The organism is Klebsiella sp. GG_Kp173 (assembly GCF_040062415.1).
GTDB lineage: Bacteria > Pseudomonadota > Gammaproteobacteria > Enterobacterales > Enterobacteriaceae > Klebsiella > Klebsiella quasipneumoniae.
Window position 1 is genome coordinate 209,248 of the sequence record NZ_JBEAFZ010000001.1, and the last position, 13,672, is coordinate 222,919.

The window sequence follows — 13,672 nt, forward strand, 5'->3', positions numbered from 1 at the left end:
CAGGATACCCAGGCAATTTTATAAAAACATCTCATATACCTCATGGATGACGGACTTTTGACGGGCTGAAGCCAGCCCGTCGATATTTTCTTATATTATTTTCCGCAAACGCGTACTTTCCCGCTGTTCTGCAAGGCTGTGCCACAATGGTTGTAGCGTGGAGAAGGCCTGGCGCAATGCTTCATCCGGCAGCGTAAACGGCAGACGTAAATAGCGATCGAACGCGCCCTCCAGACCAAACCGCGTGCCGGTGCCGATATGGATCCCCTGGCTTTCCGCACGTGCAGAGAACAAAGTGGCTAGCATGTCAGGGAGTTCCACCCAAAAAGAGAGCCCGCCTTCCGGTGGCGTAAAGCGCCAGCGGGGAAAATACTCTTTCATCAGCTCTTCGCACATGTCCCGGCGCGCCTTCAGCATCTCCCGTCGCGGCGGCAGCAGCGTGGCGGCGTTTGCCAGCAGCCAGCTGCAGGCCAGCTGCTCCAGCAGCGGCGTACCCAAGTCCAGAGAGTCGCGGGCCTGAATAAGCGAGGCGATCGTCCGCGTGCTGGCGCGGATCCAGCCGATGCGCAGTCCCCCCCAGAAACTTTTCCCGGCCGAACCGATGGTGATCACCGCGGCGTCGGGATTAAAGCAGGCCAGCGGCGGCGGGGGCGGGGCGTTATACCAGAGGTCGACCATGGTCTCATCGATCACCAGCGTTGTTCGCGTCCTGGCCGCGATGTCCGCGACCCGCTGGCGGGTGAGGGCATCCATACAGCGCCCGGTGGGGTTGTGAAAATCCGGCATCAGCCATGCCAGACGCGGCGCGGTCTGCGCAATGATCGCCGCGAATCCATCGCAGTCCCACCCCTGCTGTGGGAGTGCGACCCCAATGGGCCGGCAGGAGGCGCCCTGAATGGCGCTGATGGCCATTGGATAGGTCGGGGCATCAATGACCACCCGGTCACCGGGGCCGGTGAACAGACGCAGGATCAGCGCGAAGGCGCTGAGCGCGCCGTTGACCACCATCACTTCATCGGGCCGCGTCGGCAGGCCACGTTCGCTGTAGCGCCGGGCAATCGCTTCCCGTAGCACCGGGAGCCCCTGCTGATCGTAACCGGTCTGGGCGAGATAGGGCGGCAGCAGGGTCATGGCATGCTGAAAGGCCTGATGGACCTCCGGACCGGCGCTGAGGGCGGCGGTAGAGAGATTGATCGTCGAGGGGGTCGCAGAGGGCGGCGGCAGGTCGGCAGGGCGTTCCGGCAAAACAATGCGCGACCCGCTCCCCTGGCGGCTTTGGAGAAATCCCTCCTCCCGCAGCTGGCCGAGGGCGCTGGCGATGGTCGTCCGGCTGACGTTGAGGGCCGCCGCCAGCTCGCGCTCGCCGGGCAGGCGCGTCTGTAGCGTCAGACGGCCATCGAGGATCAGCAGGCGGAGCGCTTCCGCCAGCTGGCGCCATAGCGGTGTGCGTGAACTGGACTCCTGCCAGTTGCCGAGCAGGCGTACCAGGGACTGTGTTCCAAAGCGTCGGGCTGACATAGCGATCCACTTTTCCAAAACTGGCCATTAATTATCAGTCCATTTTTGCTGATGATGAGGGCATTCGCAATGATGTTGAGGAAAAAATATGCTTCGTCGCCTGCTGCAGTTATATATCGGTCTGGTGCTCTACGGCGTGTCCACGGCGCTCTTCGTGCATGCTAATCTCGGCGCCGATCCGTGGGACGTCTTTCATCTTGGAGTGGCTAAACAGCTGGGGATCAGTTTCGGGGCCGTGATTATTCTGACCGGCGCCGCGGTGCTGCTGCTATGGATCCCTATCCGGCAGATGCCGGGGCTCGGTACGGTGAGCAATGTGATCGTGCTGGGGCTGGCGGCGGACGCCACGCTGGCCGTCCTGCCGCCGCTGGAATCGCTGGTGGCGCGCAGTGCGCTGCTGGTGGTGGCGATTGTGCTGAACGCTATCGCCACCGGGATGTACATTGGCGCGGGGTTTGGCCCGGGTCCGCGCGATGGCCTGATGACCGGCCTGCACGCTCGCACCGGCTGGTCATTGCGCGGTATCCGGACGGCGATCGAGCTTTCCGTGCTGCTGATTGGCTGTCTGCTGGGGGGCAAGTTTGGCGTCGGCACTGTCATTTACGCGCTGTCGATTGGACCGCTTATCCAGCTGTGCCTGCCGTGGTTCAGTCAGCCCGTCAACCGCAACGCGGTCAGCCCTCCCCGGGAAATAGTCTCCTGAATTAACCCATCGCCCTCTTCATCACGGAGAGGGCCTTTCATCGCTTACAGACCGCTCAGGCCATGAAGCATCATGTAGATCCCCACCACAATAATCAGTAAACCTGAGATCCAGGGCGCCTTGCGCGAGAGGTCGTTAAGCCACGGCCAGCGGCGGGTGGCATGTTTAAGGCTCAGGGCGGCGATAGCCCCTGAAGCCACCAGCGTCAGCGCCAGACCGACGCTAAAGCCCAGCACCAGCGTGGCGCCCAGCGAGAATTTCTTCAGCTGTAAACAGATAAGCAGCACGGTAATGGACGCCGGGCAGGGGATCAGCCCGCCGGTCAGGCCAAACAGCACGATCTGCCCGGTCGTCACCTGACGGCCATCAAAGCGCCGGTTAATCTCCTGAGCATGGGCCCGCTGATGCGCATCCTGCCACTCTTCCGCCACCAGCGGCGCGGCGGATGAGGACGCATGGTGATGGTCATGGTGGTGATCATGTTCGTGGTGATGATCATGTTCGTGGTGGTGCTCATGTTCATGGTGGTGCTCATGTTCATGGTGGTGATCATGGTGCGTGTGGGGCTGCGATTCGCGCCAGGTGCGCCAGAGCATCCAGCAGGCAATCAGCACAATGACAATCCCTGAGACCAGCTGAAACCAGGGTTCAGAGGTTTGGGCGTTCCAGCCGCGGCCAAACCACAGACCGGCTATGGCGATCAGCCAGACCACCGCCGTATGCGAAACCGTGGCCGCCAGCCCCAGCAGTACCGCCTGTTTTAAGGTTCCTCGCACCGCCACGATAAAGGCGGCCATCATTGTTTTTGAGTGCCCGGGTTCGAGGCCGTGCAGCGCGCCGAGCAGTATTGCGCTGGGAATAAACAGCCAGGCATTGCCCTGCTGCAGAAGGGAAGTGAAATCGTTCATATCGGGATCCTTGCCAAAAGTGCGTTTATCCTACTCCCCCCCAGTAGTAAAATACTACCCCCCAGTAGATAAAGCGGCTAATAAAAAGGATCATGGTATGCTGGCAGGCGTTGCTGACCACGCAGGTCGGTAATCCCGGACAGAAAAAAACGGTGGATAGCGTAATGTCACACACAGTGAGAGACAAAAAGAAGTTACTGACCCGGCTGAAGAAAATTCAGGGGCAGAGTACCGCATTAGAGAAAATGCTTAATCGCGAGCATGAGTGCGCTGAGGTGTTGCAGCAGCTGGCGGCGATCCGCGGCGCGGTCAATGGCATGATGCTGCAGGTTATCCAGGGACATCTCACCGACCATGTGGTGAAAGAGCCAGACGAGACGCAGCGTGAGGCGGATCTGGAGACGGTGATGCAGGTGATTAAATCCTATCTGAAGTAGCCTCCGGCAGAGGGCGGCGAAGAGGCCGCGCCCGCTGACCTTCTGCGCATGCCGCCTGCCGCTTAATGCGCATGGAGGTTCTCTTCCGCCCACAGAATAAACGACTCTTTTGGCAGCGCTTTGCTGTACAGCCAGCCCTGGGCGTACTGAACGCCATGCTGTCTCAGCCAGTCGCGCTGGCTTACGGTTTCCACCCCTTCGGCGACGGTGGCCAAATTGAGCGCCTTGGCCATTTCAATAATGTGCGGCGTCAGCGGCCGGTACTCGAGGGTATCGACAAAGGATTTATCGATTTTCAGCGTGTCGACGTCCAGCTTCTGCAGATAGCTCAGGCTGGAGTAGCCGGTACCGAAATCGTCAATCGAAATGCGGTGCCCGGCCTCGCGGTAGTGTGCGATCACCGGCATGGTGGTCTCCGGGTCAACAAACCCGCGCTCGGTGATCTCAAGGATAATCTGTTCCGCGGCGATCCCCCAGTGCTGCAGCTGATCGTGTAATAGCTTGGGTAGGGTGGGAGAGCGTAAGTCATCCACCGACAGGTTGATGGAGATATGCACTTCCGGCCGCTGCCTCAGCCAGAGGCCCAGGTCGGCAAAAATTTTCCTGACGATATCTTCCGTCAGCTGGGTGATCAGTCCGGTTTGCTCGGCCAGGGGAATGAAGATATCCGGCGATAAAAAGGTGCCGTCGGGTTGCTGCCAGCGCGCCAGCGCTTCGGCCCCGGCGATTTTTCCGTCCTGCAATGAAATAATCGGCTGATAGTGAACCTGAATCGCCTGGGAATTGAGGGCGTCCAGCATACTGTTGCGCGGTGAACGCAGGTGTCTCAGCAGGCGCAGCAGCAGCCAGGTGGCAAGCAGGCTGGTGAAGATGCCGACAGGGAGCCAGAAGATCAGCTGCTGGCGAATACGCTGCTGAAGCGGCAGGGTGGATGACCAGGTCACAATGCCGGATCCCAGCTCGGGAATGCGCTGGATCCGGTAGACCGTATTATCCAGGGTCAGCATATTCAGGTGCGGATCTTTAATCCGTTGCCAGACCTTCGCCGGCAGCGGCTGGCTGCTGATCACCATTTTCAGATGGTCCAAACCAAACAGCATGGTATGGATCTTCTCCTCGCTGGCGGGCACCACATCAATGAAGGAGATGGGATCGATCATTACCATATGCTGCCGGCTGGCCATGGCCGTCATCTGGTGATTAAGGCCAAGATCGTTAATCGAGGTCAGCCAGGTGCGATAGCCGTCGGGGGCAATGTGGTCCGGTGGCGGGAAGGTCACCGCAACGCTATGGTCTTCCAGGGAGGAGCATTGCGGTACGGAATCTTCCAGCCAGAGTACTTCCTGCACGTAGCGATGGGTATAGGCGATCCGGCGGAGGGCGAGCAGATGCTCCGGGCTACAGGAAGCGGCAGAGTGTGAGTCGGCCTCCCGCAGTGCTTCCCGGGCCTGATCGGCGACCTGCAGCGTGCGGACGACAATACGGTTGGAATAATCATCCAGCTCACGATAGAACTGCATTTTGGCCTGCCGCGCCGCCTGCCAGATGCTGAGCGAGATAGGCAGGATGATGGCCAGTATCAGCACTCCTGTAAACAGCGCCATCAGATGCCGGGTCCTCATGCCTGTGTCCTTATCGTTCGCCGGGTGTCATCAGTATATGCGAAAGATAAACCGCGCGCAGCGGGAGAAATCGCGCTGCGCGGGGAAAAAAAACCGGCATCACAATAGCCTGCGATGCCGGGAGAGAAGGATGATTCCGATGCAGCAGAATAAAAATGAGGGTGTGAATGCCGGGCAGGATGTTTTCCGGCATTCAGTCGCAGCATACGCTGCGCAGATGACAGCAATATGTTGGCTTAGTGCGCATCCGGCGCCGTGATATCGGCGCTGATGCGCAGATCGTTCTCATCAAACACCATGCAGAAGCGGTCATCGAAGGCCAGATTAATCTTCTGCCACGGGCGGAAATGGACGTCGCCGGGCAGCAGAACCTTGACGTTATCGTGACCGTAGCACTGGCCGAACAGGTAGGTATTGTTGCCCAGACGCTCCACCACTTCACATTGAAACTCCACCACGGTACCGGTGGAGACTTCCGGCGTGAGGTGCTCTGGCCGGATCCCCAGCGTGACCGCGGCGCCGGGCTTCAGCGGTTGGGTGGCAACGTTCAGGGTGAGCTGATGGTCCTGGGCGAGGGTGACCGTTAAGCGCTCTGCCTGCCAGTCGCGGACGGTGGCCGGCAAAAAGTTCATCTTTGGCGAGCCGATAAAACCGGCGACGAATTTGTTGACCGGATTGTAGTACAGCGCCATCGGCGAACCCATTTGTTCGACCTTCCCGTAGTTCATGACTACGATTTTATCGGCGAGCGTCATCGCCTCCACCTGATCGTGCGTGACATACACCATGGTGGTCTTCAGCTCCTGGTGCAGGCGGGCGATATGCAGGCGCATATCGACGCGCAGCTCGGCATCGAGGTTAGAAAGCGGCTCATCGAACATAAACACCCGGGGATTACGCACGATAGCGCGGCCAATGGCCACACGCTGCCGCTGGCCGCCGGAGAGCTGCTTCGGTTTACGATCCAGCAGGTGAGAGAGCTGCAGCGTTTTGGCCACCATTTCCACCTGGCGACGGATCTCCGCTTTCGGCACTTTATTGACTTTCAGCCCATAGCCCATATTCTCCGCCACCGTCATGTGCGGATAGAGCGCATAGGACTGAAAAACCATCGCCACGCCGCGGCGGGCGGGGACCACATCGTTCATCACCTCATCGCCAATCAGCACTTCCCCGTCACTGACCTCTTCCAGCCCGGCAATCATACGTAACAGCGTCGATTTTCCACAGCCGGAAGGGCCGACGAAGACCGCAAACTCGCCATCTTCAATATCGAGATTGACCTGGTGCAGCGTCACCGTGCTGCCGAACCTTTTGGTGACATTCCTCAGTCGTATATTGGACATCCACATTCCCCGAAGTGAGTAGCCGTTGTTTGCCGTTGGCGTGTCGCTGATTTGAGTGTGTTTGTATTACGTGTAACAAATCAGCGTGACGATATTCAACAGCGCTAAAATCATGTCCTGACTATAACTTCCGCGGTTTTTGCGCCATACAGCGGCGTTTCATTTCTGCAAGGATGATCACACAACTGGCAGATTATGGTAGTTTTATCCCCAATCAAAGCGTAGCGTATAACAAAAGCGAATCAGAGTCTGTTTTCTATGTAACAAGGCAGTTTGAAATGATTTTTTTTCTAACTGGCAGACGTAAGTCAAATAAAAAACCATTAAATTGTTATACCTTCACATGAGGTTGATAATGAAAAAGAACACGCTTGCTGCACTGATCCTTACCACCCTCGCGGCGGGGCAACTTACCAGCCTGCAGGCGCATGCCGCCGGGCAGCTCAACGTTTGGGAAGACATTAAAAAATCCACTGGCATCAAAACCGCTGTCAGCGATTTTGAGAAGCAGTACAACGTGAAGGTCAATCTGCAGGAGATGCCTTATGCCCAGCAGCTGGAAAAGCTGCGCCTCGATGGCCCGGCGGGCATTGGGCCGGACGTGCTGGTGATCCCGAATGACCAGCTCGGCGGCGCCGTCGTTCAGGGACTGCTCTCGCCGCTCAACGTCGAGCAGGCGAAACAGGATGCCTTTACGCCAGCCTCTATCAACGCCTTCCGCATGGACAACGCGCTGTATGGGATCCCGAAAGCGGTGGAAACCCTGGTGCTTATCTACAACAAGGACCTGATCGACAAGCCGCTGGACAGTCTGCAGGCCTGGCTGGACTACTCGAAGACCCAGCGCGAGCAGAACAAATACGGCCTGCTGGCCAAGTTTGATCAGATCTACTACAGCTGGGGGGCGATTGGCCCGATGGGCGGCTATATCTTCGCGAAGAACGACGGCGGCGGTTTTAATCCGCAGCAGGTGGGGCTCAATACGCCCGGCGCCGTGGAAGCCGTGACCTTCCTGAAAAAATTCTATGCCGAGAAGGCCTTCCCCGCAGGGATCCTCGGCGATAACGGGCTGAACGCCATTGATTCGCTGTTTACCGAAAAAAAAGCGGCGGCGGTGATCAACGGCCCCTGGGCCTTCCAGCCGTATGAAGCCGCCGGTATCAACTATGGCGTGGTGCCGCTGCCGACCCTGCCGGACGGCAAGCCAATGAGCTCCTTCCTCGGCGTTAAGGGCTACGTGGTATCGACCTGGAGTAAAGACAAGGCGCTGGCGCAACAGTTTATCGAGTTCATCAACCAGCCGCAGTATGTAAAAGCCCGCTATGTCGCCACCGGCGAAATCCCGCCGCTGAAGGCGATGATTGACGACCCGGTGATTAAAAATGACGAAAAGGCCAGCGCCGTCGCCGTCCAGTCGGCTCGGGCGATGGCTATGCCGGGCATTCCGGAGATGGGGGAAGTGTGGGGGCCGGCCAATGCCGCGCTTGAACTGAGCCTCACCGGCAAGCAGGCGCCGCAGGCCGCGCTCGATAATGCGGTGAAACAGATCAAGATGCAGATTGAAGCGATGCAGGCCAGCAATCAGTAATTTACCGTCACGTGAAGTCACCGAGCGGGAGGGGGACCTCCCGTTTGTAGAAGGAGTCGAGTGTGAGCATCCATTCCAGCGAAAATTTTAGCGACGCGCGCGGGCCCGGGCGCCATGCGTGGTGCGGCCTGTTGCTGGCAATCGTGCCGGGTTTCGGCCAGTTTTATCATCGCCAGTGGCTGAAGGGGCTGGTCTTCCTGGTGCTGCTGAGCAGCTTTTTGGGTATTTTTTACGATTTCCTGCGCGAGGGGCTGTGGGGGCTCTATACCCTGGGTGAAGAGGTGCCCCGGGATAACTCTATCTTCCTGTTAGCGGAGGGGATTATCAGCGTGCTGATCGTCGCTTTTGGCGTGCTGATCTATTTTCTCTCGCTGCGGGACGCGTGGCTGAACGGCAAAAAACGCGATGAAGGGGTCGCGCTGAACAGCGTGCGTAAGCAGTACCAGATGCTGCTGAGCGACGGCTTCCCGTACCTGATGATCACCCCGGGCTTTATTCTGCTGGTCTTTGTGGTGATCTTTCCCATTTTGTTTGGTTTTGCCATCGCCTTCACCAACTACAACCTGTACCACACGCCGCCGGCGAAGCTGGTGGACTGGGTGGGGCTGAAAAACTTCGTCAATATTTTCACCCTCTCCATCTGGCGCTCCACCTTCCTGGATGTGCTGCAGTGGACCGTGGTGTGGACGCTGCTGGCGACCACCCTGCAGTGTACGGTGGGCGTGCTGTTGGCGATTCTGGTGAACCAAAAAGATCTGCGCTTTAAGCCGCTGATTCGCACCATCTTTATTTTGCCGTGGGCGGTGCCGGGGTTTGTCACTATCCTCGTCTTTGCCGGGATGTTCAATGACTCCTTCGGGGTGATTAACAACGCGATCCTGTCATTCTTCGGCATCAGCCCGAAGGCATGGCTAACCGACCCGTTCTGGACCAAAACCGCGCTGATCATGATGCAGACCTGGCTTGGCTTTCCGTTTGTCTTTGCCATGACCACCGGCGTGCTGCAGGCGATCCCGGACGATCTGTATGAAGCGGCGACGATGGACGGCGCCAGCGCCTTTACCCGCCTGCGCACCATCACCCTGCCGCTGGTGCTGTACGCGATCGCGCCGATCATCATCACCCAGTACACCTTCAACTTTAATAATTTCAACATTATTTATCTGTTTAACAACGGCGGCCCTGCGGTGGCGGGATCTAACGCCGGCGGGACGGATATTCTGGTGTCGTGGATCTATAAGCTGACGATGTCCTCGTCGCAGTACGCCATCGCGGCGACCATCACTATCCTGCTGTCGATCTTCGTCGTCGGCCTGGCGCTGTGGCAGTTCCGCGCCACCAAATCCTTCAAAAATGACGACATGGCGTAAGGGAAGCAACATGGCTCAATCACCCAGTATTAAACGCGAAAAGTGGATCCGACTCTCTCTCACCTGGCTGGTGGTTATCCTGGTCTCGGTGGTGATTATCTACCCGCTGGTCTGGACCGTCGGGGCGTCGCTGAACGCCGGCAATAGCCTGCTCAGTACCTCGATCATTCCGGAAAACCTGTCGTTCCAGCACTATGCCGATCTGTTCAATGGCAATGTGAATTACCTCACCTGGTACTGGAACTCGATGAAAATCAGCTTTCTGACCATGGTGCTGACCCTGATTAGCGTCAGCTTTACCGCTTACGCCTTCTCCCGCTTCCGCTTTAAAGGGCGGCAGAACGGGTTGATGCTGTTCCTGCTGCTGCAGATGATCCCGCAGTTTTCCGCGCTGATTGCCATCTTTGTGCTGTCGCAACTGCTTGGCCTGATAAACAGCCATCTGGCGCTGGTGCTGATCTACGTCGGGGGAATGATCCCGATGAACACCTGGCTGATGAAGGGGTATCTCGACGCGATCCCTAAAGATCTGGATGAGTCCGCCCGCATGGACGGCGCCAGTAGCTTTCGCATCTTTATTGAGATCATCATGCCGTTGTCGAGGCCGATCCTCGCGGTTGTGGCGCTGTTCTCCTTCACCGGCCCGCTGGGGGATTTCATCCTCTCCAGCACCATCCTGCGTACCCCGGATAAATACACGCTGCCTATCGGTCTGTATAACCTGGTGGCGCAAAAAATGGGGGCCAGCTACACCACCTACGCGGCGGGGGCGGTGCTGATTGCCGTGCCGGTCGCGATCCTCTATCTGGCGTTACAAAAATACTTCGTCTCCGGCCTGACCTCGGGCAGTACTAAAGGATAAGCACATGAAAAGATTTACACCCGCATGGCTTGCGGTTTGTCTGGCATGCAGTTTTTCCCTCCCTTCGCTGGCAGCGGACGCGCTTGAAACCCGCGCCTTTCAGGGTATGCCGGCGGACTTTATTAAAGGCGCGGATATCTCCACGCTGCTGGATGCCGAAAAGCACGGGGCAATTTTCTACGACCAGAATAACCAGCGTAAGGATCCGATCGCCATTCTGAAAGAGAACGGCGTCAACTATGTTCGCCTCCGCCTGTGGGTGGATCCGCAATCGGCAAGCGGCGAGGGCTATGGCGGCGGGAATAACGATCTGGCCACTACTCTGGCGCTGGCGAAACGGGCGAAAGCCCAGGGAATGAAGCTGCTGCTCGACTTCCATTACAGCGATTTTTGGACCGATCCCGGCAAGCAGTTCAAACCCAAGGCCTGGGAAAAGATGGATTATCCGCAGCTGAAAACGGCGATTCATGACTATACCCGGGATACCATCGCCCGCTTTAAGCAGGCGGGCGTCCTGCCGGATATGGTGCAGATCGGCAATGAGATCAACGGCGGTATGCTGTGGCCGGAAGGGAAAAGCTGGGGGCAGGGGGGCGGCGAGTTCGACCGGCTGGCCGGGCTGCTGAACGCGGCCATTGATGGTCTGAAGGCGAATCTGCGCAATGGCGAGCAGGTGAAAATCATGCTGCATCTGGCTGAAGGGACCAAGAACGATACCTTCCGCTGGTGGTTTGACGAAATAGAGAAACGTCATGTGCCCTATGACGTGATTGGTTTGTCGATGTACACCTACTGGAACGGGCCGATCAGCGCCCTGAAGGCCAATATGGATGACATCAGCAAACGCTATAACAAAGATGTCATTGTCGTCGAGGCGGCCTATGCCTATACCCTGGCTAACTGCGATAACGCGGAAAACAGTTTTCAGGCCAAAGAGGAAAAGGACGGAGGCTATCCCGCTACCGTGCAGGGGCAATATCGCTATATTCACGATCTGATGCAGGCCGTAATAGATGTTCCCGACCAGCGCGGCAAAGGTATTTTTTACTGGGAGCCCACGTGGATTGCCGTGCCGGGAAATACCTGGGCCACCCCGGCGGGGATGAAATATATCCATGACGAATGGAAAGAGGGTAATGCGCGGGAAAATCAGGCGCTATTTGACTGCCAGGGAAAAGTACTGCCGTCGGTAAAAGTATTTAATTAATTATTTGTCGTTCTTTTCAGGAAGTTTATTATGAATAAATTTGCACCTTTACATCCAAAGGTTAATACGCTGCTGCATGGCGCGGATTATAATCCGGAACAATGGGAGAATGACCCCGACATTATTGATAAAGACATTGCCATGATGCAGCAGGCAAAATGCAATGTGATGTCGGTGGGCATATTTAGCTGGGCGAAACTTGAGCCGCGCGAAGGGGTATTTGATTTCGCCTGGCTGGATACTATTCTCGATAAACTGTATGCCGCCGGCATTCATGTATTTCTGGCCACCCCGAGCGGCGCGCGTCCGGCGTGGATGTCTCAACGCTATCCGCAGGTTCTGCGGGTGGGGCGCGATAGGGTGCCGGCCCTGCACGGCGGCCGTCACAACCACTGTATGTCATCGCCGATCTATCGTGAGAAGACCCTGAAAATTAATAGCCTGCTGGCGGAGCGCTATGCTGCGCACCCGGCGGTGCTGGGCTGGCATATTTCCAATGAATATGGCGGAGAATGTCATTGCGAGCGCTGCCAGACCCGCTTTCGCGACTGGCTGAAGACGCGGTACCAGACCCTGGAGAACCTCAACCAGGCCTGGTGGAGCACCTTCTGGAGCCATACCTATACCGACTGGTCGCAGATTGAATCGCCTGCGCCGCAGGGTGAAACGTCGATCCACGGTCTCAACCTTGACTGGCATCGCTTTAACACCGCTCAGGTGACCGATTTCTGCCGCCATGAAATCGCCCCGCTGAAGGCGGCGAATGCCGCCCTCCCGGTGACCACCAACTTTATGGAGTATTTCTACGATTATGACTACTGGCAGCTGGCGGAGGTGCTGGACTTTATCTCGTGGGACAGCTATCCGATGTGGCACCGCGACAAAGACGAAACCGCGCTGGCCTGCTACACCGCGATGTATCACGACATGATGCGCAGCCTGAAGGGCGGCCAGCCGTTTGTGCTGATGGAGTCCACGCCGGGTGCGACTAACTGGCAACCGACCAGCAAACTGAAGAAACCGGGCATGCATATTCTCTCCTCGCTGCAGGCGGTGGCGCATGGCGCCGACTCGGTGCAGTATTTCCAGTGGCGGAAAAGTCGCGGTTCGGTTGAGAAATTTCACGGCGCGGTGGTCGACCATGTCGGGCACATCGATACCCGTATTGGCCGTGAAGTCAGTAAACTCGGTGAGATACTGAGCAAGCTACCGGAGGTCCGGGGCTGTCGCACCGAGGCGAAAGTGGCGATTATCTTCGACCAGCAGAACCGCTGGGCGCTTGATGACGCCCAGGGACCGCGCAATCTGGGTATGGAGTATGAGAAGACGGTCAATGAGCACTACCGTCCGTTTTGGGAGCAGGGCATCGCCGTCGATGTGATTGACGCCGACGCTGATTTAACGCCGTACCGGCTGGTCATTGCCCCGATGTTATACATGGTGCGCGACGGCTTTGCCGCGCGGGCGGAGGCGTTTGTCGCCAGCGGCGGCCATCTGGTGACCACTTACTGGACCGGCATCGTCAACGAATCCGATCTCTGCTATCTCGGCGGCTTCCCGGGCCCGCTGCGCAATCTGCTGGGCATCTGGGCGGAAGAGATCGACTGCCTGAATGACGGCGAGTTTAATCTGGTGCAGGGCCTGGCCGGGAATCAGTGCGGTCTGCAGGGCCCGTATCAGGTGCGCCATCTCTGTGAACTGATCCATACCGAAAGCGCGCAGACGCTGGCCACCTACCGGGATGATTTTTATGCCGGAAGGCCAGCGGTGACGGTGAACGGCTTCGGGAAAGGTAAAGCCTGGCATGTGGCCTCCCGCAACGATTTGGCCTTCCAGCGCGACTTCTTTGCCGCCCTGAGCAAGGAGCTGGCGCTACCGCGGGCGATCGCGGCGGATTTACCGCCCGGCGTGGTGGCTACTGCGCGCACCGACGGTGAGAGCACGTTTGTCTTCCTGCAGAACTACAGCGCGCAAAGCCATACCCTGAGCCTGCCGTCAGGGTATCGGGATTGCCTGACCGACGCGGCGGTGTCGGACCCGCTGACCCTGTCAGCATGGGATTGCCGTATTCTCCGTCGCCACGCCTAATCCTTTTTTCTCCACGCCTGCTC

11 protein-coding genes are annotated in these 13,672 nt (G+C 57.9%); 7 read left to right on the top strand and 4 right to left on the bottom strand.

Going from position 1 to position 13,672, the window contains the following annotated elements; translation table 11 throughout:
* Positions 1–90 precede the first annotated feature (90 nt).
* Positions 91–1,518 (bottom strand): PLP-dependent aminotransferase family protein, encoded by a 1,428-nt coding sequence (locus ABLU50_RS01040; RefSeq protein WP_004204774.1) that lies wholly within the window; start codon positions 1,516–1,518, stop codon positions 91–93.
* A gap of 88 nt (positions 1,519–1,606) precedes the next feature.
* Between ABLU50_RS01040 and ABLU50_RS01045 the strand changes: the two genes are divergently transcribed.
* Positions 1,607–2,221 (top strand): hypothetical protein, encoded by a 615-nt coding sequence (locus ABLU50_RS01045; protein ID WP_087832571.1) that lies wholly within the window; start codon positions 1,607–1,609, stop codon positions 2,219–2,221.
* A 44-nt stretch (positions 2,222–2,265) separates the two neighbouring features.
* Here the strand turns inward: ABLU50_RS01045 and ABLU50_RS01050 are convergent, their stop codons facing one another.
* Positions 2,266–3,129 (bottom strand): nickel/cobalt efflux protein RcnA, encoded by an 864-nt coding sequence (locus ABLU50_RS01050; RefSeq protein WP_087832570.1) that lies wholly within the window; start codon positions 3,127–3,129, stop codon positions 2,266–2,268.
* Between the two features lie 164 nt (positions 3,130–3,293).
* On the opposite strand from ABLU50_RS01050, the gene ABLU50_RS01055 reads away from it, so the two are divergent.
* Entirely contained in the window at positions 3,294–3,566 is a 273-nt protein-coding gene (locus tag ABLU50_RS01055; RefSeq protein ID WP_004204767.1) for a metal-sensing transcriptional repressor, read from the top strand.
* A 62-nt stretch (positions 3,567–3,628) separates the two neighbouring features.
* Here the strand turns inward: ABLU50_RS01055 and ABLU50_RS01060 are convergent, their stop codons facing one another.
* A complete protein-coding gene (locus tag ABLU50_RS01060; RefSeq protein ID WP_064187824.1) occupies positions 3,629–5,188 on the bottom strand; it encodes an EAL domain-containing protein in 1,560 nt (519 codons plus the stop codon).
* Between the two features lie 236 nt (positions 5,189–5,424).
* Positions 5,425–6,534: a sn-glycerol-3-phosphate ABC transporter ATP-binding protein UgpC gene (ugpC, locus tag ABLU50_RS01065; RefSeq protein ID WP_087832616.1), complete on the bottom strand. Its 1,110-nt coding sequence runs from the start codon at positions 6,532–6,534 to the stop codon at positions 5,425–5,427.
* A gap of 355 nt (positions 6,535–6,889) precedes the next feature.
* On the opposite strand from ugpC, the gene ABLU50_RS01070 reads away from it, so the two are divergent.
* The 5 genes from ABLU50_RS01070 (at position 6,890) to ABLU50_RS01090 (ending at position 13,649) form a co-directional block, all read left to right on the top strand.
* Positions 6,890–8,122, top strand: a complete 1,233-nt coding sequence (locus ABLU50_RS01070) for a maltodextrin ABC transporter substrate-binding protein (protein ID WP_017898899.1) — start codon at positions 6,890–6,892, stop codon at positions 8,120–8,122.
* Positions 8,123–8,184: 62 nt separating this feature from the next.
* Entirely contained in the window at positions 8,185–9,492 is a 1,308-nt protein-coding gene (locus tag ABLU50_RS01075) for a sugar ABC transporter permease (protein WP_017898898.1), read from the top strand.
* Between the two features lie 10 nt (positions 9,493–9,502).
* Positions 9,503–10,354, top strand: a complete 852-nt coding sequence (locus ABLU50_RS01080; RefSeq protein ID WP_004204761.1) for a sugar ABC transporter permease — start codon at positions 9,503–9,505, stop codon at positions 10,352–10,354.
* Between the two features lie 4 nt (positions 10,355–10,358).
* Positions 10,359–11,561, top strand: a complete 1,203-nt coding sequence (locus tag ABLU50_RS01085; protein WP_004204760.1) for an arabinogalactan endo-beta-1,4-galactanase — start codon at positions 10,359–10,361, stop codon at positions 11,559–11,561.
* Between the two features lie 30 nt (positions 11,562–11,591).
* On the top strand, positions 11,592–13,649 hold the full coding sequence (locus ABLU50_RS01090) for a beta-galactosidase (protein ID WP_087771464.1): 2,058 nt from the start codon (positions 11,592–11,594) through the stop codon (positions 13,647–13,649).
* Positions 13,650–13,672: the final 23 nt, after the last annotated feature.

What these genes read in the sequence shown, in the direction of transcription:
- ABLU50_RS01085 (WP_004204760.1), top strand. Translation starts at nt 10,359, where the DNA reads ATGAAAAGATTTACACCCGCATGGCTTGCGGTTTGTCTGGCATGCAGT.
- ABLU50_RS01070 (WP_017898899.1), top strand. Translation starts at nt 6,890, where the DNA reads ATGAAAAAGAACACGCTTGCTGCACTGATCCTTACCACCCTCGCGGCG.
- ABLU50_RS01045 (WP_087832571.1), top strand. Translation starts at nt 1,607, where the DNA reads ATGCTTCGTCGCCTGCTGCAGTTATATATCGGTCTGGTGCTCTACGGC.
- ABLU50_RS01060 (WP_064187824.1), bottom strand. Translation starts at nt 5,188, where the DNA reads ATGAGGACCCGGCATCTGATGGCGCTGTTTACAGGAGTGCTGATACTG.
- ABLU50_RS01040 (WP_004204774.1), bottom strand. Translation starts at nt 1,518, where the DNA reads ATGTCAGCCCGACGCTTTGGAACACAGTCCCTGGTACGCCTGCTCGGC.
- ABLU50_RS01050 (WP_087832570.1), bottom strand. Translation starts at nt 3,129, where the DNA reads ATGAACGATTTCACTTCCCTTCTGCAGCAGGGCAATGCCTGGCTGTTT.
- ABLU50_RS01055 (WP_004204767.1), top strand. Translation starts at nt 3,294, where the DNA reads ATGTCACACACAGTGAGAGACAAAAAGAAGTTACTGACCCGGCTGAAG.
- ugpC (WP_087832616.1), bottom strand. Translation starts at nt 6,534, where the DNA reads ATGTCCAATATACGACTGAGGAATGTCACCAAAAGGTTCGGCAGCACG.
- ABLU50_RS01090 (WP_087771464.1), top strand. Translation starts at nt 11,592, where the DNA reads ATGAATAAATTTGCACCTTTACATCCAAAGGTTAATACGCTGCTGCAT.
- ABLU50_RS01080 (WP_004204761.1), top strand. Translation starts at nt 9,503, where the DNA reads ATGGCTCAATCACCCAGTATTAAACGCGAAAAGTGGATCCGACTCTCT.